24 protein-coding genes are annotated in these 22,212 nt (G+C 52.8%); 10 read left to right on the top strand and 14 right to left on the bottom strand.

Annotation, left to right across the window (positions count from 1 at the left end; all coding sequences use genetic code 11):
- Positions 1–438: 438 nt before the first annotated feature.
- From CODIS_RS17170 to CODIS_RS17160, 3 genes are all read left to right on the top strand, one after another.
- The gene (locus tag CODIS_RS17170; RefSeq protein ID WP_069127286.1) at positions 439–1,884 is read left to right on the top strand and encodes a TIR domain-containing protein; all 1,446 of its coding nucleotides are present in this window, start codon (positions 439–441) and stop codon (positions 1,882–1,884) included.
- A gap of 308 nt (positions 1,885–2,192) precedes the next feature.
- Positions 2,193–3,005: a type IV pili methyl-accepting chemotaxis transducer N-terminal domain-containing protein gene (locus CODIS_RS17165; protein ID WP_083220865.1), complete on the top strand. Its 813-nt coding sequence runs from the start codon at positions 2,193–2,195 to the stop codon at positions 3,003–3,005.
- Between the two features lie 407 nt (positions 3,006–3,412).
- Positions 3,413–4,213 carry a type IV pili methyl-accepting chemotaxis transducer N-terminal domain-containing protein gene (locus CODIS_RS17160; protein WP_235615269.1) on the top strand — a complete coding sequence of 267 codons (801 nt, stop codon included), beginning with the start codon at positions 3,413–3,415 and terminating at the stop codon, positions 4,211–4,213.
- 94 nt (positions 4,214–4,307) lie between these two features.
- Here the strand turns inward: CODIS_RS17160 and CODIS_RS17155 are convergent, their stop codons facing one another.
- The 7 genes from CODIS_RS17155 to CODIS_RS17125 form a co-directional block, all read right to left on the bottom strand.
- The gene (locus CODIS_RS17155) at positions 4,308–4,514 is read right to left on the bottom strand and encodes a hypothetical protein (protein WP_154723184.1); all 207 of its coding nucleotides are present in this window, start codon (positions 4,512–4,514) and stop codon (positions 4,308–4,310) included.
- 107 nt (positions 4,515–4,621) lie between these two features.
- The gene (locus tag CODIS_RS17150) at positions 4,622–5,539 is read right to left on the bottom strand and encodes an alpha/beta hydrolase (protein ID WP_069127278.1); all 918 of its coding nucleotides are present in this window, start codon (positions 5,537–5,539) and stop codon (positions 4,622–4,624) included.
- Positions 5,536–5,967, bottom strand: a complete 432-nt coding sequence (locus CODIS_RS17145; protein ID WP_069127276.1) for a hypothetical protein — start codon at positions 5,965–5,967, stop codon at positions 5,536–5,538. The genes CODIS_RS17150 and CODIS_RS17145 overlap by 4 nt, the downstream gene beginning before the upstream one ends.
- Positions 5,955–7,250: an ABC1 kinase family protein gene (locus tag CODIS_RS17140; RefSeq protein ID WP_069127383.1), complete on the bottom strand. Its 1,296-nt coding sequence runs from the start codon at positions 7,248–7,250 to the stop codon at positions 5,955–5,957. Before CODIS_RS17140 ends, CODIS_RS17145 begins: the two co-directional genes overlap by 13 nt.
- On the bottom strand, positions 7,243–7,980 hold the full coding sequence (locus tag CODIS_RS17135) for a TetR/AcrR family transcriptional regulator (RefSeq protein ID WP_069127273.1): 738 nt from the start codon (positions 7,978–7,980) through the stop codon (positions 7,243–7,245). Before CODIS_RS17135 ends, CODIS_RS17140 begins: the two co-directional genes overlap by 8 nt.
- A 161-nt stretch (positions 7,981–8,141) precedes the next feature.
- Positions 8,142–8,399, bottom strand: coding sequence for a hypothetical protein (locus tag CODIS_RS17130; RefSeq protein WP_069127271.1), 258 nt, complete (start codon positions 8,397–8,399; stop codon positions 8,142–8,144).
- 68 nt (positions 8,400–8,467) lie between these two features.
- Positions 8,468–8,674 carry a hypothetical protein gene (locus CODIS_RS17125; protein ID WP_069127268.1) on the bottom strand — a complete coding sequence of 69 codons (207 nt, stop codon included), beginning with the start codon at positions 8,672–8,674 and terminating at the stop codon, positions 8,468–8,470.
- Between the two features lie 79 nt (positions 8,675–8,753).
- On the opposite strand from CODIS_RS17125, the gene CODIS_RS17120 reads away from it, so the two are divergent.
- Positions 8,754–9,197: a hypothetical protein gene (locus tag CODIS_RS17120; RefSeq protein ID WP_069127267.1), complete on the top strand. Its 444-nt coding sequence runs from the start codon at positions 8,754–8,756 to the stop codon at positions 9,195–9,197.
- 11 nt (positions 9,198–9,208) lie between these two features.
- Here CODIS_RS17120 and moeA read toward each other — a convergent pair whose 3' ends face one another.
- The 6 genes from moeA to CODIS_RS17090 are packed head-to-tail and all read right to left on the bottom strand — an operon-like array spanning position 9,209 to position 13,888.
- On the bottom strand, positions 9,209–10,480 hold the full coding sequence (moeA, locus tag CODIS_RS17115; protein ID WP_069127266.1) for a molybdopterin molybdotransferase MoeA: 1,272 nt from the start codon (positions 10,478–10,480) through the stop codon (positions 9,209–9,211).
- Positions 10,440–11,021, bottom strand: a complete 582-nt coding sequence (gene mobB / locus CODIS_RS17110; protein ID WP_069127265.1) for a molybdopterin-guanine dinucleotide biosynthesis protein B — start codon at positions 11,019–11,021, stop codon at positions 10,440–10,442. Before mobB ends, moeA begins: the two co-directional genes overlap by 41 nt.
- Complete coding sequence (mobA, locus tag CODIS_RS17105; RefSeq protein ID WP_069127264.1) at positions 11,018–11,611, bottom strand: molybdenum cofactor guanylyltransferase MobA; 594 nt, start codon at positions 11,609–11,611, stop codon at positions 11,018–11,020. Before mobA ends, mobB begins: the two co-directional genes overlap by 4 nt.
- Positions 11,608–12,330, bottom strand: a complete 723-nt coding sequence (gene ccmA / locus CODIS_RS17100) for a heme ABC exporter ATP-binding protein CcmA (RefSeq protein WP_069127263.1) — start codon at positions 12,328–12,330, stop codon at positions 11,608–11,610. The genes mobA and ccmA overlap by 4 nt, the downstream gene beginning before the upstream one ends.
- On the bottom strand, positions 12,327–13,028 hold the full coding sequence (locus CODIS_RS17095; protein ID WP_069127262.1) for an ABC transporter permease: 702 nt from the start codon (positions 13,026–13,028) through the stop codon (positions 12,327–12,329). Before CODIS_RS17095 ends, ccmA begins: the two co-directional genes overlap by 4 nt.
- Complete coding sequence (locus CODIS_RS17090) at positions 13,028–13,888, bottom strand: ABC transporter substrate-binding protein (RefSeq protein WP_069127261.1); 861 nt, start codon at positions 13,886–13,888, stop codon at positions 13,028–13,030. The genes CODIS_RS17095 and CODIS_RS17090 overlap by 1 nt, the downstream gene beginning before the upstream one ends.
- 322 nt (positions 13,889–14,210) lie before the next feature.
- Between CODIS_RS17090 and CODIS_RS17085 the strand changes: the two genes are divergently transcribed.
- The 5 genes from CODIS_RS17085 (at position 14,211) to moaB (ending at position 20,079) form a co-directional block, all read left to right on the top strand.
- A complete protein-coding gene (locus CODIS_RS17085) occupies positions 14,211–15,623 on the top strand; it encodes a sigma-54-dependent transcriptional regulator (RefSeq protein ID WP_069127260.1) in 1,413 nt (470 codons plus the stop codon).
- A gap of 35 nt (positions 15,624–15,658) precedes the next feature.
- Positions 15,659–17,794 carry a sensor histidine kinase gene (locus CODIS_RS17080; protein WP_069127259.1) on the top strand — a complete coding sequence of 712 codons (2,136 nt, stop codon included), beginning with the start codon at positions 15,659–15,661 and terminating at the stop codon, positions 17,792–17,794.
- 57 nt (positions 17,795–17,851) lie between these two features.
- On the top strand, positions 17,852–18,391 hold the full coding sequence (locus CODIS_RS17075) for an HD domain-containing protein (RefSeq protein WP_305782124.1): 540 nt from the start codon (positions 17,852–17,854) through the stop codon (positions 18,389–18,391).
- Positions 18,392–18,653: 262 nt separating this feature from the next.
- Positions 18,654–19,406, top strand: a complete 753-nt coding sequence (locus CODIS_RS17070; protein WP_069127258.1) for a toll/interleukin-1 receptor domain-containing protein — start codon at positions 18,654–18,656, stop codon at positions 19,404–19,406.
- Positions 19,407–19,557: 151 nt separating this feature from the next.
- The gene (moaB, locus tag CODIS_RS17065; RefSeq protein ID WP_069127257.1) at positions 19,558–20,079 is read left to right on the top strand and encodes a molybdenum cofactor biosynthesis protein B; all 522 of its coding nucleotides are present in this window, start codon (positions 19,558–19,560) and stop codon (positions 20,077–20,079) included.
- A gap of 105 nt (positions 20,080–20,184) precedes the next feature.
- On the opposite strand, the gene CODIS_RS17060 is transcribed toward moaB, so the two are convergent.
- Entirely contained in the window at positions 20,185–21,111 is a 927-nt protein-coding gene (locus CODIS_RS17060; protein ID WP_201259042.1) for an integron integrase, read from the bottom strand.
- A 592-nt stretch (positions 21,112–21,703) separates the two neighbouring features.
- On the opposite strand from CODIS_RS17060, the gene CODIS_RS17055 reads away from it, so the two are divergent.
- Complete coding sequence (locus CODIS_RS17055) at positions 21,704–22,123, top strand: tetratricopeptide repeat protein (protein ID WP_069127256.1); 420 nt, start codon at positions 21,704–21,706, stop codon at positions 22,121–22,123.
- Positions 22,124–22,212: the final 89 nt, after the last annotated feature.

The raw sequence follows: 22,212 nt of genomic DNA, 5'->3' as shown, positions 1-22,212 counted from the left end.
AAAAGAAGGCAGTTTAGCAGAATTTATTTCAAGGAGAGACAGATACTTATGGAAACACGCGCATAATTCCGGGCAGGTGCCTATCAGCACGGACACTCAACATGGTTAGACCTCAATGGCTGACTTATAATGTGTGTGATCGCTTAGAAAATAATGGGGATGACCGAGGAAATAGGCTGGCTACTCCATCTCGGAAATCGAAGTGTCAGTCTATATAGCTATTATACGAGAAGCTTAAAAATGGAAGTGACAACGGATATCGGGCGAACTGATCTTAACAAAATTCAATAGTGCTGTTTTACCAGGAATGAAAACGACCTATGTCACTATTTTCTCAATCACCGCACGGGGTCTTTCTGGGAAAAGGCACATAATCAGCCATATCCTGTCGGAGCGAAATATGGCACGGCTTATTAGCGACAATAGCAGAATTATGCAATGAAAAGAAAACCATTGGGAATACTCAGCAGTACACTTAGCAACATAACTGCTACGAGTGAATTGGATTATGAGACTAAAGAGATTGTCGCGGAACTTAAACGTACAAAAACACCATACACGATTATTGATCCCGACAAGCTCTGCATAGGAATCGAGCGCAATAATCCGGTGGCAAGATTTACAAGTAGCGATGGGAGCAGCCGTGCTGAGGACCTTCAGGGGTTGTTGGTGAGACGGACTCGTGGAAAAGAGGAATATATCTTGGACTTCTTGGAATACTGCAAAGCGAGTTATCCGGATCTCTGCATGTTTGATGAGTTGAGTTCATTTAAGCGACCAACTTCCAAAGTAGCTCACCTGTTGCCGAAACTAAACCTAACGGCGCAACCGGACACCCTTATTACAAAAGGATATCTGCCAGATGCCTGTTCGATTTCCTTGCCGTTCGTTATTAAGCCATCGCATGGATTCAAGGGTGAGGGCGTTGAACGATATCACAGTATAGATGATGCGCAAAAACGCTTATCGAAGCTCCCTGATGAAGATAATGCGCTTGGTTATGGGGTAATACTGCAAGAAGAAATAACAAAAGTTAAAGAGTTTCGAGTTATGGTTATCGGGGGAAAGGCTTTAGGCGTTACCGAGAAGATTGTGAACTCTGAAGATGATATCGCGCTTAGTGCAGACAAGGGACATGATTTCAGGAAGTACGAAGGTGATCTAACAGAAGATGTATGTTCGCTCGCGCAAGAAGCGGCAGATTTGGCATCGCTTGATTTTGCAGGCGTAGATATAGTTTTTGATGGGGATCAGCTGATTCTCCTGGAGTGCAATCGAAATCCGCAATTCTCGGCCTTTGATCACGCACTTCACATTCGCTCAGCAAGAGCCATGGTCTCCCTGATGCTCGAGCGCATGGCAAAGGCGGAGAAAAGCAATGATAAGGAGGAAGTGCAAGAGGGGCAACCCCGAATCATCCAAGCAACAAAACCGAGAGTGTTCATAGGATCTTCCTCTAAGCATCTGTACATCGCGGAAGCCTTGCAGCAGGGGTTGACACAATCAGCTGATGTTGAGGTATGGAATCAAGGCATTTTTGCAGCAAGCGAAGTCGTTTTCACCAAACTCACCGAGGTGGCGAAAGAGTTTGATGCTGCAGTTTTTGTATTGTCTCCCGATGACCTGGTGGTTAAGAAAGAGCGGGAATTGAATCAGCCGAGAGATAATGTTCTTTTCGAGATCGGGTTGTTTATGGGAAGTCTTGGCGCCAAGAATGTTTGGTTGGTGGTGTCGCGTAAAGACAAGCTGGCCTTGCCGTCTGACTTCGATGGTCTGAATCCGATTACCTGGGAAATGCAGAAATCTGGAAATCTTCGGGCATCAATCGGTGAGGCATGTACGGAGATAAAGCAACTGTTAACCAAGCAGCCCCTTGAGCACTAAAGGAGTCAGTGTCCTTTAGGGAAAGCAACAGGTGCGCTTGTCGTCTTAGTGCATCACGTTCAACGAAAAACCGATACATACAAAACTTGATTCTATCTGCTGTGGAGGCGTCCACATTGCAGTGTAATTTCCAGCACGAACGGGAATTATATTCCCAGTATTTTTCCTCGCCTAAAATAATATAAGCCAGTAATCGAAATATATAAAAACAGCAACTTATATAAAGACCAGTGCTCAACTTAACATAGGTCAAGGAAAATACAGGCTGATCGGGATTAGTGTCTGCCAGTGCTGTCCGGTCAAGTCAGATGGCCTTTGTTTCCAAGGAAGTGCATATGTGTCGCCAAAAAATATGTTTCCTCATCCTCTTAAGTCTCACGCTTTGCATTCCACTTGGTGCTAGCGCAGAACCCATCGAGGATTATGGAGAAGCGATTAATCAGGCCGGACGTCAACGCATGTTAAGCCAAAGGATGGTTAAGGCGTTCGCCCAGATCGGCCAGAGGATTTTATTTGCCAATCCAAGAGAACAGTTGACTTCAGCTATTCGGCTTTATCAAAAGCAGTTGAACAACCTAAAGTCCTTTGCAAGATCGGATAAAACAAAGCGAGCTTTATTGCACGCGGAGACTGGATGGAAACGCTACAAGAATGTCGCCGATGGGGAGGTCGATATCAACAGTGCGATCAAGCTCAACGGATTGAGTGAAGAACTTCTTCAGGGCAGTCAGAAAGTGGTAGAGGCTCTGGTGCAGGAGGCAGGAACGGAAAAGGCGCATATTGTCGATATTTCAGGACGGCAGCGAATGCTCTCACAACGGATGGCGAAATACTATCTGCTGTTGTCGTGGGGCGTGGAAGATTCGCGATTTCATGGCGAATTCAAGAAAGCGGAGATGGAATTTTCACAAGCATTGGCGGAATTAAACGGTTCATCCCTGAACACGGCGGAGATCAGTGAGGTCCTCGAAAAGGTGAATAAACAGTGGCGTTTCTTTCAATTAACAAAATTAATGGACAAGGGTAAGTACCTGCCATCAGTGGTTGCACGTACAACGGAGTCGCTCTTACAAGATATGAATCGGGTTACCGGAATGTATGCGAAGGTAACGGTTATGTAACGTCTCTATTGAACGAGAAATCTGCTGGCCGAACCTACGAAATTATCATGATAGCGTCAGCAGTTGCATGAGAGGCGTATTTTTACCAATCGGATTTAGAGGGTAGAGGATTATTATTTAAAATTTAACAATTTAGGCCTTAATTTAAGAATTAACCTATTAAATCTTTACTATGCGGTGCCGCTACATGCTCCATAAATAATAGGTACTGTCAGATAAGTTCAATATACGATCATGGCATGTGGGAGTGAGGGTAGAGCAGACCTGTATCCGTTTATACGGATAGAGCGTTTAAATGTAGGAGTAAGTGTACCCCATCAATTGCCTTGTGCGTGACTGAACATGTACTACTTGATATAGATAGTGCCTAGAACGACAGACAATTGATATGCGTGGCCACTTTTTCCATGATGTACCGGGGAAATATTATGAAGACCACAAGGTATCTATTAACCTTATGCCTGACCGCATTTCTGTGCCTTTCTTTTTCCGCCAATGCAGCTGATATCGAACTTGCTGAAGCTGTCAACAAGGCAGGAAAACAACGCATGCTTTCACAAAGAATCGCAAAAGCTTACTTTTTTCTGGGTGGAAACGTAAGACGAGATAAAGCGAAGCAGCAACTGCAGAGCAGCATTATTGAATTGAAAAAGAACCATACTGAGTTGAAAGCTGAAGTAAAAAGCAAGGATGTGCAGCAGTTACTGGTATTCCTGGATATCGTAATTGACGATTATGAAAAATTAGTCAATCAACCCTACACTCGGGCAGATGCCACCATGGTGCTCGACATGAGCGAGACCATTCTAGAATTGAGTCAGGATGTCGTTGTAAAGATCGAGGCCCTCTCCAACCGGAAAACGCCCAAGATCGTCAACCTTTCCGGCAGACAGCGCATGCTCTCTCAACGCATAGCGAAATACTACATCGCTCATCAATTGGGATTCAAGGAACAGGATTATGTTAATCAGCTGACAACCGCGGTTCGAGAGTTTGAGTCAGCCATGGCTGTTCTGAAGAGCGAAAAAATAAACACACCTGAGATTACTGAAAAGCTTATCAGAACCACCCGCCTCTGGCGTGTTATCCGCCCATTTTTTATGGATGTTGAGAAAGGCGGCCTGCCGGTCACCATTTTCGCTACCACAGACCGTATTATGGAGTTCATGAACACCATTACCGGCATGTACGTAAACGTCTCTGCCTGACAGCGTTAAAGTATCAGTTGTGCCCGTGTTATGGGTGAATTAGATGGTAGTCGGACATGTGATAATTATCACATTGGCATGGTGTAGACGGGGCCTATTGTTGTCGGTTTATTTCCTCTCTTCTTTCTTTGTTGGTTTGTATCAGGGTTTGCTCAACATTTTCGGCCTTATCCATAACATCTCTATACCCTTGAAAAACTCCTGCATCTCCTGCTGTTTTTTTACTGTTATTCTCCTCAGAGGAACAGCCGGTAAATAAACTGACGACTGAAAATATCAACATATAGCGTAATATATTCATATCAATCCTTCTATCTTGCGCATGATGACCGATTAAAAAAAACTTCTTCTTCCCTGGTGTTGCAGTGTATACCAAAATTTTCTGATTTGAATTGGTATTAACAGGCCCTAATTTCTGCCGATATGTTCGAGACAGGCATCGATACACTGCCTGTGCATGAGGATCTTCTTGTGTCCCAGCTTTTCAGTGGTTAGCAACTCAGCTTTGGGAGCGATCTGCATCAACTTTTCGGCATGACTGTACGGGACCTCAAAGTCATGCCTGTCGTGTACCAGCAACAGGTCGCCGGTTACTTTTTCGATAGTATTCACCGGTGACAGCTGCGACCAATCCCAGGGTGTGTCGAAATGGTGGGCAAAACGCCGCATTGCCTCTTCGCGCATGGCCTCGACGACCGGCTCGCTGATCGAAAAGGCATCGGCGAACCGTTCTGTGATCCAGTGGGTGTCGGTGAAACAGCTGAACAGTATGACTTTGTCGGAAGGGAGCCGGTACCGGTCGATGGCAAGGAGTGCCGTGCCACAGCCGAATGAGTGGCCGATCACAGCCGATATCGGTTTTTCCTTCTCCGCAATGGCGGCAATGGCACGGGCTACCTTCAGCATATTGGTACGTTTTCCCGAGGAGTCCCCATGGGCCGGTGCATCAAAGGCGACGGCGCGATAGCCGGCCGCCGCCAGTGCTTCGATCAGGGCGAAGAATTGAGTGCCCCGACCACCCCAGCCATGGCACAGCAACACGTGCGGGCCTTCTCCCCACGATCGTACTGCGATCTTCTCGCCATGAATATCATGCATCGTCAGAGTGGCGCTTTCGCGGATGTTTATCTCCCGACGTGGTATCGGAAACTTGGGTGGCGTCATGAACAGCCGCAGTGCCAACACGCCAGCCAGTCGGGGCGACACCCAGCCGGTCACCCGGAACACTATCCTTGCGGCATTCAGGAACAGGCGTACGCCCAACGGCAGCTGCTGGTGGCTAAAGGGGTTGTTTTCACTGGCCTGGATGTTACTGCTTTCGTTCATGAGAGTTCCCAGATCATCTGTCGCGTACCGCTGAAGTGGAGCATGCCGATCACCATGCAGATCAGCGAGCTCAGGATGAGAAAACTATCGACAGCTTGCGGCATGAATAGTGCCAACGGCAGCAGCGCCATGCCACGTATAAGATAGACCGCCGTGATAAGCATCAGGATTGATTTGAGCCAGGGTAAACGGTGAACCAGGCCTGCCCCCGCAAAGGCGTACAGGCTCCAGAGCAGCAATATCAGGGCGATAACGGCTGTCATGGTGTCGGGTAAGGGTGAACCCTGCTCGGCCAAACGGGCAAATTGTTCTCCCGCACCGAAAAACCGGTACCAGGCCGGACCGCCGATGATAATCGCTATGTGAAGAAAAGCGGCCAGCAGGCTCAGCGTGCCGCCCCATAGCAGAGGCCTGTTCAGACCAGCCATTGATGCTCCATATCGATGCATGCGCCCATCCGCTCAAAGATTTGGTAGAGACCGAAAAAAGTTCGGTCGAAATAGATGAACTCGTTGGCAAGATCGTTGATCTTGTGGACATTGGTAAGCTGCTTGAACGATCGCCATCCCTCTGCGGTGTAGGAGGTCTCGCGCCTGGAAAAGTCGAATCGGCCCGCCTTGAAGGGTTTGGTCAGCCAGTCGCCAAAAGGTTGCAGGGTCTGATCGTAGAAGGTTTGCAGCTCTTTCTCTGTCATCGCTGCAACCATGCCGAGTCGCTGATAGGTTGAGATGACTTCGTCTGCATCCCGCGTCATATAGGCATGCAACAGCACCGGCATCAAACTGACGAAATCGGACGAATAGTAGCGGACACATCCGAAGTCCAGCAGACCCAGGGTGCCATCCCCGGTAAACAGATAATTGCCTGGATTGGGATCGGCGTGGAGTGCGTGCAGCCGGTAAAAGGAGTGGACAAAAATATCGTACAGCAGTTGGCCGAAGTGATCCCGTTCCTGTTGAGTGGGATTAGTGTGGAGCCAGGCTTCCAGGTGGTCGCCCGACAGCCGCTCAGTGGCCAGGATGCGTTTTGACGAGTAGTCCCGGTAGACCGCGGGAATGTTGACACCGGGTATCCGAAGCCGGGTTTTGAACCATTCGTTGTTGTCCGCCTCGTGATGGTAGTCGACCTCTTCATGCAGACGCTGTTCAATCTCGTCGATGGATGAGAGCAGGAGCCTTGCATAACGGGTAGGCTTGATCAGACTGCGCAGCAGTTGAATATCGCTGTCGATGGTGACATCGATGCCGGGGTATTGCAGCTTCACTGCCAGATTCTCACCCTGTGCGCCGGTCGCCCCGTGGACCTGTCCCAGGCTGGCTGCCGCAAAGGCTTTCGAGTCGAAATAAGCAAACAGCTCTTCGGCCGGCTTGTTGAACTCCTGCATGATCAGCTTGCGAATCAGCGGCCGCCCCAGGGGAGGGACCTGATGGTAGGACTTGGCCATCTCGCGGCGAAACCACTCGGGCATGAGATTGCTCTCCATGCTCAGCATCTGTGCAATTTTCAGGGCGCTACCGCGCAAGCGGGTGAAGGTTTGAAACAGGATGCGCGCCGTTTCGTCATCGAGCTGCTGTTGCTGTTGGTGACGCGCGGCCTCACTCAGAAAGGGACGTTTGGCGGCATGACGGAGATGTCGACTTCCCGCCTTGAGCATGGCGCTGCCGGCGATACCGGTGCGCGCAAGTTTCCCGGTAGGGATGGAATCAGCCATCCCCGCCATCCATAAAGCGCCGCTTGGCCTGTTTCCAGGGTGCGGTGTAGTCACCCAGTTTCTCCAGATGGCGGCTGATCTGGCTGCGGAACATGAAAGAGAAGAGATCGAGGGCCTTGCCGATCAGCGCCGTCTGCAACACCATGGCGATCATCTCCACGCTGCGGTCGACCAGCTGGGTGGTGTTGGCGTAACCTTGTGAGTCATCCTTCAGCCAGAAGGCGAGCACGCCGGTGAAGTAATCCCAATAGAGGGGGGCCAGCAGCTCCCGGTAGGGCTGGTCCGGTATCTCACCCACTTCGATGGCGGCATCGATCATCTCCTCCACCATGTGATTGAACAGGCGTCGTGTCTCTGCCAGATTGACGGCGCCCGCAACCGGTGCGGAAAAGGTCAATGTGAAGACCTCGGCGAGGAACTCCCGGTCCGGTAGCCAGAGGGCGAGTTCGGTCTCGGTCAACTGCTGCAGCTGTTCGCGCAGGGTATATTCGTTGAAGTCATCGATCATTTTCAGCGCTTCGGCCACCTCCCGCTGTTTCTCCTCGCAGTAGCCGTAGAGAAGGCTCTCCTTGGTCGGGAAGTAGTTGTAGATGGTAGCGTCGCCCACCTCGGCGCGGCGGGCGATTTCTCGCATGGAGGCTGATTTGAAGCCTTTTTCACTGATCACATCAACGGCTGCGCGCAATATCCGCTTTCGGGTCAATGCCTTCTCTTGCTTACTGACTTTCATGGATCAATCCGCTTTTAAAGTGAAAATACTATACATAAAATATAAAATAGAACTAAATAATGTGAAATACAAGTTGATAATGAAGGTGGATATGGAATTCTTTGTCTACTTTGTGGAGTGCTACTTCAGTCAACCACTATCTGGCCCGACTCTGTTGAGGGCTATTTCTGCTCATCAAGCGCCCTTTCGTAAAGGGTGTGCAGACGCTTGGTGAAATCATTGATCCGGTACTTCAACCAGCTGGCGTTGTGCCGCATGCCGCGCACGGCGTAGCTGCTGATCGATTCGTGATGGGTGGCTATTTCGGCAAGGGCCTCGCAGAGCCTTTCGCAGCGTTGGTTGAACTCCGAGAGATCATCGCAGTAGTGGCGCAGTTCATCGCTGAGTGAATCCGTTTTCTTCTCTCTTCCCTTGAGCATGAGGTTCTTCCAATGATTCGACTTTTCCGCTTTGTATCAACCGGTTTCGGATGCTGAGACAGTTTCGCTTAGGCTTCCGGGTAGAGATCCGGCCGCAGTTCGTGCCGGGTCAGTTTGCCGTTGGAGTGGTGCTCCAGGAGGAGTGTCAGACGTCCGCTGGGTTTGCGAAAACCGGAGGCGATTTGGGTGAGGTAGATATAGTTGGTGCCAGACAGAAAGGCCAACCGCCTGGCTGCGTCGCGGCCTTCCTTAGCGATATAGGTCTTCATATCCATGATGGGTTCGATGGTAGCACCATGCTAAAAATTTAGCAAGTTGCTCATGGCGAGGGCTATAGCAAATTGCTATGATTCAATGATGGTCAACATCAGGACAATACGGAAGTCGAATCTGCTGGCACAGATAGACCGTTTCGGCTCCCAGCGGGAGTTTGCGGAACGGGTGGGCCTGGCCCCTGCCCATGTCAGTCAATTGGTCACAGACCGGCGCAATATGGGTGACGAGGTGGCGAGGCGGATCGAGAGGAATCTTGATTTGGCGGATGGCTACATGGATCTGCAACATCCCTCCCGGGATTATCCCAGTCATCATTACTCAGGTCATCGTGACCGGGTGGCCGAGACAGACAGTGAAACGCTTCAGGCGCTGTTGTTGAAAGCCGATCAAATGCAACAGAGTCTTCCGGCGAAAACCAAAAAGGTTATTCTCAGGATCGAACGCGCCGCGATGGAGGGCAAGCTCTCCGACGAGGATTGGGAGATGCTGGAGCGCCTGGTGGACCGGTTTGAAAAAGGCTAGCGCCTATCGGATTACATCAGGGCGCTGAAGGGCTGAACAATCACTTTATCGCCGTCTTTCACGCCTTCGCAATCCTCGGATAGCAGGATAAAGCAGTTGCCCCGGCTCATCGAGGTCAGGATACCGGATCCCTGTCGACCAACGGGATCGACGCTGAAACTGCCATCCTCCCGCTGTTGCAGGAATCCACGTGCAAATTCGAATCTGCCGGCCCGTTTGCGTATGTCGCGGACGCTTTCGGCCAGTAGGGTGGTGGGTTGGTAAGGTGTGCCGGTGGCGAGATAGTGCAGGGCGGGCAGGACAAACTGGTAGAAGGTGACCATCACCGCCACGGGATTCCCGGGCAGGCCGAAGAAGTGGCTGTTACCCAGTCTGCCGAATGCCAGGGGTCTTCCGGGTTTCATGGCGATCTTCCAGAAGCGCATATCCCCAAGCTGTTGCAGGATCTCCTTGGTATAGTCCGCTTCGCCCACCGAGACACCCCCGGAAGTGACGACGATGTCCGCGGCTTCGTCAGCGCTGTCAAATGCCTCTCTCAACGCATCGGGATCATCCTTGACGACCCCCAGGTCGAGCAGCTCCACATCCGCTCTTTGCAACATGCCGTAGAGGGAGTAGCGGTTGCTGTCGTAGACTTCGCCGGTCCCCAGGGGCTCTCCGATGGAACGCAGCTCATCACCGGTGGAGAAGAAAGCCACCCTGGGGCGTCTGCGAACGCTGACCTCAGCGAAACCGAGGGAGGCGAGGATACCCAGATCGGCGGGGGTCAGGCGTCGGCCGGGATTGAGCACCACGCTACCCTGTGCGATGTCTTCACCCGCCTGACGGACATTCTGCCCCGGGCGCTGACCTTGGGCGATACGCACCTGCGATTCGTTGATGGGCAGGGATTGTTCCTGCATCACAACGGTGTCGGTGCCTTCCGGCATGGGTGCGCCGGTCATAATGCGGACACACTCACCCTTGCCGCAGGATTGATTGAACGGCGCACCTGCGACTGCGGTACCGATCAGTTTGAAGTCCCGGTACTCCTGTTGCGGCAGATCGCTGCCCGCCATGGCAAAACCGTCCATGGCCGAGTTGGTGTGGCCGGGTACATCGAAAGGCGAGATGACCTCTTGAGCAAGTACAGCATTCAGGGCGTCTCGCAGGGGCAGACGTAAGTTTGTCCGGATCGGCGTGATATTTGCGAGGATCGCCTCACGGGCTGCCGCCACGGTGAGCGTTGAGGGTGCCTCCGGGTCAGCACAACTGACGCTGGAGCCGATGGCTTGGCTGGTCATTTAATCCGTTCTCTCCGTAACGATGCATATATTGACGAATGAACCCGGCTATCTCCTGCGGATCATTGAGGTTCAGTATCGGCAGGCAGTGCGGAACACCGGGGATTGCTTCATCGGTTGCGACCGCGATGATATAGGGATCAGTATGACATAAAAGGGGTTTGCCCAGGGCGGGACGGTGCAGCTCAATTTTATAGATCGCCTCGTTCTTGAATCCCTCCACCAGCACCAGGTCCAGATGGGAGGTATCGAGATAGTCGAGCATCTGCCCCAATCCAGGCTCCGGCAGCTTGGTGTCGGACTCCGAAATCAGGGCCATGCGTCCGCGGGCACTCACCAGCATCTGGCTGGCCCCCGCCTTGCGCAGTTCATAACTGTCCTTTCTGGGATGATCTATCTCGAACAGGTGGCTGGCGTGTTTGGCGACTGCGATACGCAGGCCCTGCCGTTTCAGGATCGGCAGCAGCCGGGTCAGCAGGGTGGTCTTGCCGGTGCCGCTGAAGGCGCTGAATCCCAATAATGGGATGGGGAAGTCGATCATGCCGCGCTCCCCTGGAGGTTGTCCCGCTCCTGCAGGGTATTGACGTTGATGAAGGTGCGGGGAATATCGGAAAAGTCGGCATGGGCGACCCGGTGCTCTTCATACCAGAGGTCGATCTTGCGATCACCCCGGTCCAGATAGCGCTGCAGGCTGTCGGCCAATCGCTTGGGAATCAAGGCATAGACCGGTTGCAGCCGGTCGCCGTCATGGGCCACGGCGATATCCGCGCCGGCCGACTGGCGTGCTTCGTAAAGACGCGCCACCAGGTCGGGCGGCACCAGTGGTCCATCACAGGGGAGGGTGAGCATATCCTCAGTCTCTACGGCTTGCAGGGCGGCGATAAAACCGGCCAGAGGACCCTGGTAATCGAGTAATGAGTCGGCGATCACCGGATAGCCGAATGCCGCATAACGTTCCTGGTTGCGATTGGCATTGATCAGGATAGTTGCAACCTGGGGCTGTATCGCGGAGATTACATGCTGCACCAGGGGTCTGCCGTTCAGTTCGATCAAACCCTTGTCCTCGCCGCCCATACGCCGGCCGCGCCCGCCGGCGAGAATAACGGCGGTGACCGCGGGTTGCGTACTCATGCTGTACTCCTGAGTGTGTTGTCAGTCGGAGATGAAGGTATGGACATCAGTTTACTATCCTCAATCATCACCAGGCGTCCTTCGTAGAGGTGGAGTTGCCGATCTATCAATGAAGAGAAGTGTAGTGGATCGTGGCTCGCGAGTAACAGGGCAATACCCTTCTCTTTGAAGGATTTAAGCAGATCCAGGGTACGTTCTTTCGCCTCCTGATCCAGATTGGCTGTCGGTTCGTCCAAAAGCAGAATGCTGGGATTTCTCAACCAGGCCCTTGCCAGTGAGACCCGTTGCCGTTCGCCCCCCGAAAGTGACTTGGCCGGTGTATCGGTCAGGTGATGAAGTCCGGCCCATTCGATGGCATTGTCAATCATCTCCCTGCGTGAAGGTTTGTCCAGATCCGTGGGCAGGGCATAACCAAGATTGTATCTGACCGAGCCTTCGAACATATAGGGTTGCTGGTGCAGATAGAGAACCTGTTGATGCAAATCCTTACGGCAATGACGCCAGGTTCTGGGTGAATCCGAAGCGATGGTTATCTGGCTGCTGTCCGGTTTTTCCAGGCCTGAAAGGATGCGCAGCAAGGTGGTTTTACCGGCGCCGTTACCGCCGCTCAACAGCGTGCATTCTCCCGCATGCAGGGTCAGCTCGATCCCGTTCAGCACCGCTCTTCTGCCGAAGCGCTTGTCCAATCTGGACACATTGAGTATGGCCGACTCGCTCATGTTACTGGATGTCCCTTGCCCTGAATGTGTTGCAGCAGGGCGTTGAGTGAGAATGCGAGGGTCAATAGTACCAGGCCCAGGGCGATTCCCTGGGCAAACTCACCCTTACTCGATTCCAGGGCGATGGCGGTGGGTATATTGCGCGTATAGTGCAGAATGTTGCCGCCGAGCATCATCGACGCGCCGACTTCGGCGATGATGCGGCCGAAGGCGGCCAGCAGCGCCGCCATGAGTCCGAAGCGCGCTTCGCGCATGATCGTGATCAGGGCGCGGATCGGGGTGGCGCCCAGTGTGCGGGCCGTCTCCCAGGCGCGAATGTCGGAGGCCTGTAAAGCCGAATGCCCCATCGCCACCAGAACCGGGAAGGCGAGCGCGATCTGCCCCAGCACCATCGCCGTTTGGGTGAACAGCAGTTTCCATTCCCCCAACGGACCCTGTCTGGAGAGCAGGATAAAAAAGGTCAGGCCGACCACCACGGCCGGGACGGAGAGGAATGTGGAGTTGATCGATATCAGGAGACGACGCCCCGGAAAGCGTTTATAGGTCAACAGAAACGCCGCCAGCAGCGCCGGTGGCGTCGCAACCAGGATGGCGATCCCGGAGACGCGAAATGAAATGGCAATAATCTCCCACAACTCCCGGTTACCGCTGACCAGGAGGTATAGCGCCGCTAAAGTGGTGTCACCCAGTGATTCCATCAACGTGGCTGATCGAAAGAAGCGAACTCGCCGGCATCGGCGGATGGGGTAAAGAGCTGATTTTTACCGATCCGAAAATTGCCGATACGTTCTTGGCCGTCAGGTGATATCAACCATTTGATCAAGGCATTGGCGCCGTCATGGTTGATATCCGGGTAATGCTTGGGATTGACTGCAATGATGCCGTAGGGATTGAACAACAGGGGATCGCGCTCAAAGACGATCTTCAGCGGCGACTTGGCCTGATAGGCCAGCCATGTACCCCTGTCGGTCAGGGTATAGGCATCCATTTCCGAAGCGATCTGCAATACTTTGCCCATTCCCTGGCCCACTTCGAGATACCACTCTCCGGCAGGTTTTGTATGGCTCATCTTCCACAGTCCAAGCTCCTTCTTATGGGTGCCTGAATCATCGCCGCGGGAGATGAAGCTGGCCGCATGCCCGGCAATACGCCTGAGTGCGGTAATGGCATCCTCTGCCTGGCTGATGCCGGCGGGATCATCGGTAGGGCCTACCAGAACGAAATCGTTATACATCACCCCATAGCGTTTGACCCCATGACCCTCACTGACAAATCTATCCTCTGCCGCGCGGGCATGCACCAGGACCAGATCGACGTCGCCGTCCCTCCCCATGCGTAATGCCTTTCCCGTTCCAACGGCAATCACGTGTACAGGGTAACCGGTCGCTTCGGTGAATGTTGGCAGGATATCTGCAAGCAGACCGGAATTGTCTGTACTGGTTGTGGTTGCCAATCGAATGGTCTGTTTTTGAACAGTTTCAGCAACACTGTTACCGGCAGTTAGCAAAATGGTAACAATGAGCAAGCGTATGCTGGAGCGAAATAGGCGATTAATCATAGGTAATAGGCCTCTGGTTGTTGTTCTATCCTATCTATCGTCTGCAAAAGAAGTGCCACAATTAGGCATTGCCGGGCAGCGTGGACAGATGCAGTAGTCAGTGGATTTCTTTTGTCTACTATGTGAGTGTTACCGGGAATAAAATGAATAAACGGGTGTTCATTAGCCATCGATCATACTTGCATAAGGCGATCGTGTGCCGATTGTGAGACAAATGGTCGCAAACCGGCGATACAGGGTTTAGTCATTTTGACCCATAATCAACCTGATCGTGTGGTATGAAATTCAGGTTAATGAGTAGCTTGAAGACTGGAACAACACAATGAATACAAATGCAGAAGAACTTGCGGAGAGGATTGAGGAGAAACAGGCCACAATCAAGGACGGCGCCCCCGTTCGCATGGCATCCGTACTCATCGTAGATGACGAGCCGGGAATACGCAGCTTTCTCCAGAAGGGACTGCGCAAGTATTTCGGACTGGTTGAAACAGCCGAGGATGTCGCGACCGCCGAGGAGTTGAGGCGACACTGCCATTTCGATCTGATCATTACCGATATCCGGCTTCCGGGACAGACCGGCGGCGTCGAATGGGTGAAAGAGTTGCGTGCGCAGGACGGTGTCACCGGTGTGATCTTCATGACCGCCCATGCGGATATGGCGACGGCGATAGCGGCACTGCGCGCCGGCGCAGAGGACTTTATCCTCAAACCCTTTCGTATGGAGCAGATGATCGCCGCGGTGGAGCGCTATCTTGAACGGCAAAAGATGCAGCGTGAAAACTTCGTACTGCGCCGCCAGGTCGAGCAGATCTACGATAGCGCGGGCATGGTGGGAAAGTGCCGGCAGATGCAATCCCTGTGCGAAGTGATAAAGCGGGTCGCGCCGATGCCTTCCACGGTGCTTATCGAAGGCGAATCGGGCACCGGTAAAGAGCTTGCGGCCCGGGCGATGCATGAAATGAGCAGAAGATCGGGCAGCTTTGTGCCGGTCAATTGCGGCGCCATGACAGCGGAGCTGCTCGAAAGCGAACTCTTTGGTCATGTCAAAGGCGCCTTTACGGGCGCCCATCTCTCCCGTGACGGGCTCTTCACCTACGCCAGCGGCGGTACCCTGTTTCTCGATGAGATCGGCGAGATGCCGCTCAGCATGCAGGCCCATCTGCTACGCGCATTGGAGGAGCGGACCATCCGTCCTGTCGGTTCCAATCGTGAAGTGCCGGTGGACGTGCGCATTATTGCCGCCAGCAATCGCGATCTTGAACAGGAAGTGCGCAATGGTGAATTCCGGGAGGATCTCTATTATCGCTTGAACGTTCTCTCTTTACGTATACCGGCACTGCGTGAACGTAAAGAGGATATCCCGCTACTGGTGCAGCACTTTGTCGAGATTCTGTCGGCGGAACTGGGGATAGCGCCACCGCAACTGGGGGAGGGCGAGCTGGTCAGATTGCTGGATTATGACTGGCCAGGCAATGTGCGTGAACTGAAAAACGTGATCGAGCGGTGCCTGTTGCTCAACAAATCCCCCAGTCTATGCCTGATGGGTTCAGAGGCTGCGGGGAGTCAGGCAACACCCTTCGATCCGAGTAAGACCATGCTGCTCGAGGCGATTGAGAAGCAACACATTCTCAAGGTCCTGGATCTGGAAGGCGGAAACAAATCCGCGGCGGCCCGTGTGCTGGGTATCTCGCGCAAAACGCTGGAGCGAAAGACCCAGGCCTGGGGTGTCAATTAGGGCCCTTTGGATGAGCGTCAACAGGCCCTAAGCGCTTGAACCGGCCATTCAGGATCATCGAGGCGATACGCGGCAGCTTGCGTTACAAGTTGTTGGTGCTGGTGCTGTTTCCCATTCTGCTGATCATGCCCATTGCATTGGGGCTGGCCATCTATTGGGGATCCCAGTTCAGTTACGAACAGCTGTTCATCAAAGTCAACACCGACCTCTCCGTGGCGGAGGACAATTTCCATCGCCTGCAGGAGGACTATCTGAATACCCTGGGCCGGCTGGCCGAATCCTATGCCTTCTACACCGCGTTGGAATCGAAGAGCGGGCTGGTCGTCAACGCGCAGTTGGCTGAACTGCAACGGTCGGCCGGTTTCAGTTACCTGCATCTGCTAGGCGTGGACGGCAAACGTCTCTTCCTGTCATATGGCGAAGCCGAGAAACGGGGCCACTCGTCACCGTCGTTACTGGTTGCACTGCAGGGCCATCCCCGTGTGGAGATAGAGATCTTCAGTGCGGAGGCGCTGGATGAACAGTCTCCCGGTTTGGCCAAGCAGGTTGAGCTGCCGCTAATCGATACGCCCCGGGCAAGGCCCACGGTGCAGCGTATCGAGGGCCGCGGCATGATGATTCGTGCCCTCTATCCGGTTAAAAACTCCCGTGGGCAGGTGGTCGCCGTGCTTGATGGCGGGGTGTTGTTGAACGCCAATTTCAAGTTCGTCGATACCATACGCGATCTGGTCTATGGCCCGGGCAGCCTGCCCAAGGGAAGCATCGGGACTGTCACGGTGTTTCTCAACGATGTCAGGATCACAACCAACGTACCGCGAACCCCCAACCAGCGGGCCCTGGGCACCCGGGTGTCCGATGAGGTGCGTACGCAAGTGCTGGATGATGGCGAGAAATGGATAGACCGCGCCTTTGTCGTCAACGATTGGTATATCTCCGCCTACCAGCCGATTATCGATGTCAATGGTGAGCGGGTCGGCATGCTCTACGCCGGTTTTCTGGAGTCCCCTTCGCGTAATGCCCTGTGGCAGGCATTGGGTGTTTTGATTCTGCTGTTTTTGGCGCTGATGCTGTTTTCATCGATCCTTTCGATCAGCGGCGCCAAATCGATCTTCAAACCCCTCGAGATGATGATGGCGGTGGTTCGCGCCACCCGCGAGGGTTATACCAAACGTATCGGGAAGATATCATCCATGGACGAGATCGGGGTATTGGCAAACGAGTTCGATCTCCTGCTCGATCTGCTTCAGGAGCGTAATCTTCAGGTGCAGCAGTGGGCCGATCAGCTGGAAGAGAAGGTGGATGAAAGGACTGCGGAACTGAAACTGAAAAATCAGAAGCTGGTGACCACGATCCAGATCCTGCGTGAGACACGGGCGCAACTGATTGCCGCTGAAAAGCTCGCGGCATTGGGCGAACTGACCGCGGGTATGGCGCATGAAATCAACAACCCCACGGCAGTCATGCTGGGAAATCTCGACCTGCTGGTCGAGGAGCTGGGTGACAACGCGACGCCGGTGAAGGGCGAGATCGATCTGATCATCGAGCAGATTTTTCGTATCAAGGATATCATCAACAATCTGTTGCAATACGCCCGTCCCGATGAGATCACGGAGACGCCATCGGTCATCGACGTCAACGAAGTGGTGCAACATACACTGGCGTTGGTTCGCTATCTGCGTAAACAGAAACAGTTCGAGATACGTCTCGATCTGAATGCCGCACGGCCGGTCAAGATCAATCCTCACGAGTTGCAGCAGGTCCTGGTCAACCTGTTCGTCAATGCCGTCCATGCATTGGACAGCAGTGCCGGCATCATCTCCCTGAGTACGGATGACTGGGATGAGAAGGGGGTCGTGATCAGGGTTGAAGATAACGGCATGGGGATCGAAGAGGAACAGATTGAAATGATATTCAATCCCTTCCATACCAGCAAGCGGGTGGGAGAGGGTACCGGTCTGGGGCTGTCGGTCAGTTATGGCTTGATCAAGAAGTATGGCGGCGATATCACTGTCCGCTCGGATCAGGGGCAGGGCTCATTGTTCAGCGTGTGGATTCTGCAGGAGCCGGATTTGATGGAGGAGGAGACAGCTTTGATGGAGCAGTTTCAGCCGACGGAGCAACCGCCGGAGGCAGCATCGTCGTCAGTCGGCCAAAGCAAACAGAGCGCCTGAGCGGACAGGTGAAGGGTGGTATAGTCTGCTTTATCGAATCAGTGATCATTAAGTCAAATGAATAGCCTGGAACTGAGACAACTGATAAAAACCCTGGCATTTGCCACCCAGAAACATCGTCACCAGCGGCGTAAGGATATCGAGGCGTCGCCCTATATCAACCATCCGATCACCCTGGTGGATATTCTTGTCAATGAGGGTGACATTACCGACCCCGATACCCTGATTGCCGCCTTGCTGCACGACACCATCGAGGATACCGATGCCACGGTGGAGGAGATCGAGGCGGAATTCGGTCAGGCCATCGCAGAGATAGTGATGGAGGTGACCGATGACGGTAATCTTCCCAAGCTGGAGCGTAAAGCCCTCCAGATCAAGCATGCGCCCGCTCTCTCATACAAGGCAAAGCTGGTCAAGCTGGCGGACAAGATCGCCAATCTGCGCGATATCGACAGAAGCCCGCCTGCCGGCTGGACACTGCAGCGAAGCCAGGCCTATTTCGACTGGGCTAAGGAGGTAATCGACGGTTTGAGAGGAACCCACGAAACCCTCGAGGCGATCTTCGACCAGGCCTATGAAAAAAGGCCAATGGGATAAGTCCGCAAATAAACGCCAATGAACGCAAATATATCTTGTAGGGTGCGGCTTGCCGCACCATAAATGGCCTTGATTCCTCTCCCGTCTGCTTCTTGTTTTTTCTCATTCCCATGCTCCAGCGTGGGAATGCATACAGTACATAAGTCGTAGCAAGTTGCATCCCCCATAGCATGATGCCTACTATAGATTTTCTAGCAGTGTGCGGCTTGCTTACGTTCTGTGTAGGGTAATGGCAAGGCTGACTGAGAAAGGAAACTGACAAATGGGCACAATCTTCATCTCCTACGCCAGAGAAGACAAAAACCAAGCCATACAACTTGCCCAGGAGTGTGAATTCCGCGGTGCGGATCCCTGGTGGGACAGAGCGTTGAGCAGCGGCGAACGCTACATCGAGTCGATCCTGCGCCAGGTTGCACAGGCTGATCACTTTGTCCTGCTGCTTTCGCGCGCCTCTGCGGAATCCAATTGGGTGGCCTTCGAGGTGGGTGCGGCCCGCGCCAGGGAGTTTGCCATGGGGCGGGATTTTCTCAAGATCGCCAGGCTGGATGACTGCGAGATCCCCGGATTTCTGGGGGAGAGAAATGCAACGGAGTGGACAAACAACAACTACGATGGATTGATCGCCTTGTTGCGTTCCCTGGACCTGCCGGAGGATATCGATTACAAGCCTCCAGCCGGAGATCCTGACAAGTCGTTGACCGTGTTTCGCGCGGGCGGACAATGGATGGAGTTGATCATCAGTCACCGGGGGATGGAGTGCGTGCTGGTGGATGTCGGTGAACAACGCTCCAGACTCCAATGGCAGATGTCCCGTGAAGATGTGATCAGATGTGTCGAGCAGAATGGCATTCATGTAGACCCGCCACGCAACGATCGCAGCTGGTCGCTTTTCAACTTGGGATTTGGCGGTTGGCGTTGGTCACCAACACTCTTTACCCAAGGGGCGGATGCAAACCCCAAAGAGGTTTTTAAAGCAGAGGTCATGCAACACCTGTCATCGATCTACGATTTCTAAGCAAGACTTTTTCTGCTTCCCACGCTCCTGTGTGGGAACGATACAACACGCTAAAAACTGCTGGGTAATTGTCTCTATATCTATTGGTTTTTCATCCGCCGCAATGCGGATAAAGTGTTGTGCCTACACAGGCCTCCAATGGAGAAAATCAATGAGTGAAGATAGACAATTCATACCCTTGAATATCGCGGTGCTGACCGTGTCGGACACGAGAACGGCAGAGACCGACAAGTCGGGCCTGAAGCTGAAGACGCTTCTCGAGGAGGCGGGGCACAGGTTGGCTGACAAGGTGATCGTACCCGACGATATCTACCACATCCGCGAGGTGGTATCAAAATGGATTGCGGATGCCGATGTGCAGGTGGTGATCACCACCGGCGGCACCGGCCTCACCGGCAGGGACGGCACACCGGAAGCGGTATCGCCCCTGTTGGATAAAGTGATCGACGGATTCGGTGAAATGTTCCGGGTGCTCTCCTACGACACCATCGGAACCTCCACCCTGCAATCGAGAGCAGTGGCCGGTGTGGCCAATGGCACCTTCATATTCTGTCTGCCCGGATCGACCGGCGCCTGCATGGACGGCTGGAGCAAGTTGATTTCCAGCCAACTCGACTATAGGACGCGCCCCTGCAATCTGGTGGAGCTGATGCCCAGATTACACGACAAATAAAAAATGTAGAGTGCGGCTAGCCGCACCGCTATCGGCCAGAAGTGGATATCCAGAATAGCCATGCAGCCAGGTCCCGGTTACCCAAAGGCGGACTTTTACTTCCCCTTATCCAATTCTATCCAGCGGGCTTTTTACCCCCTGGCTACCCAGCCCGGCAACATGGGTATAGATCATCGTCGTCGAGACATCCGCATGGCCCAGCAGCTCCTGCACAGTACGAATATCCGTACCCGACTCAAGCAGGTGGGTGGCAAATGAGTGCCTTAGGGTATGACTGGTAATCCGCTTGAGTATGCCTGACTTGGTGGCGGCCCGCTTTATGCTTTTCTGAATCACTGTCTGATGAATATGATGACGACGAACAATGCCGCTTCTCGGGTCCTGGGAAATGCGACTGGCCGGAAACAGATATTGCCACCCCAACTCATAGGATGCATTTGGGTATTTTCTGGCCAAGGCTTCCGGTATAAAGACCGAACCATATCCCGCGGCAACATCCGTATCATGGATCTGCTTGACGACTGCAACCTGCTTCCGTAAATCACTCGCCAGCGCCTTCGGCAAGGGGACGCACCTGTCCTTCTTGCCCTTGCCGGCGCGTACCGTGATCTGATGGTATTCAAAATCCAAGTCCTTGAGCCTGACGCTGACACACTCCATGACCCGCATACCGGTCCCATACATGAGGCGAATCATGAGCCTGTTGGTGGGCTCCAGGGCCCCCAGCAAGCGTTGAATTTCATCGGGACTGAGGATGGTCGGCAGCCGTTTCGGTTTCTTTGGGCGCTGATAGGGGCCTATTTGACCCACTGGTTGTTCGAGGATGCGTGAGAAGAAAAAGACTAAGGCATTGAGGGCAAGTCCCTGTGTAGCCCCGGAAACCTTGCGGTTTATCGCTAAATGTTCTAAAAAAGAAGCCAGTTCAATTTCTCCGCAGTCACAGGGATGCTTTTCGGAATGGAACACAAGAAAACGGTTGATCCAAGCGAGATAACTTTTCTCGGTATTTGGGGAGTAATCAGCTATTCTCATGGAAATCAGGTATTTCCGGTAAATATCCGGGAATTTCTTGCCCAATCTGTTTCTGGGATCTTTCACTGCCTTTTCGATCATTTCGTAACTTCTGGCCACGGTAGGATGATCCTTACCAAGTGCTTTTGCACCGGAGAGCCAGTGGTCCCACTCAATCTGGTCAGCCCAAGGCAATTTCAGGCAGTGACAAAAAAGGAGCCTGAGCGAATCGACTTTTTGCCGGAACTGCCATTCATTGACATGGGGATTTCTTCCCAGACTACTCAGCCAGGCATCAACAGTTGCAATGGAATGTTCCTTAAGTCGCGTATTGGGATGGTCGGCGATGAAGAACTCGATATGCCGTCGATACCAGGGAATGGACCGCTCGGGGATGCGAAAAAGTTTCAGTACATCACTGTATCTAAGCCAGAAAATCTCAATTCTGGGATCTGTGGAAGATTCTCTTTTTTCCATAAGACAAGCCGCTCCATGCGACTAGACCCGATAGAGAACAAATATAGAACATCTGGCGGCATAACACAATATTTGGAGCCGGCGGCATAACGCGATAATAAGAGCCGGCAATATAATCAACTGTTAGCGTAATAATATGGATATGAACACTGAGCTTTTGAACGAAATAAACAACGCATTATGGATACTGGTTTACCTGGTTGGTACAGCCATCACCCTACATGTCATAAAAACAACAATTCTCTCCATCAAAGAATATCGAAAATTGATGGAGAATAAGTTTTATGAAACAACAAATGCTTTCTTCGAGAATGGTGACTATGCTGAAGTCACTCGGTTATGCGAAGAACAAATTCGGAAAAAGCCAAAAGACGCTTACGGATATTGGTTTATGGGCAAGGCTCAGTATGAACTGGGTAATTACGAAAATGCACTTTCTAATTTCAAAGCAACATTAGAAATACACCCTACTTGGGAAAAAGACTGGGTTCAGCCATACTACGAGAAAATAGAACATGCAAAACAAAACGCTAATCGGGTAAGGGCGGGTCTCTAACCCGCCCTCCCCACACCACCTAGCATGCGGGTCCGCACTAGGCGGTTCATCAAGCATAGTGAAACTTAATCCATAGCTCCCTGACAGAG

This window comes from Candidatus Thiodiazotropha endolucinida (genome assembly GCF_001715975.1).
Lineage (GTDB): Bacteria > Pseudomonadota > Gammaproteobacteria > Chromatiales > Chromatiaceae > Thiodiazotropha > Thiodiazotropha endolucinida.
The sequence above is the reverse complement of the archived record's forward strand: the minus strand, read 5'-3'. Positions and strand labels throughout refer to the sequence as shown.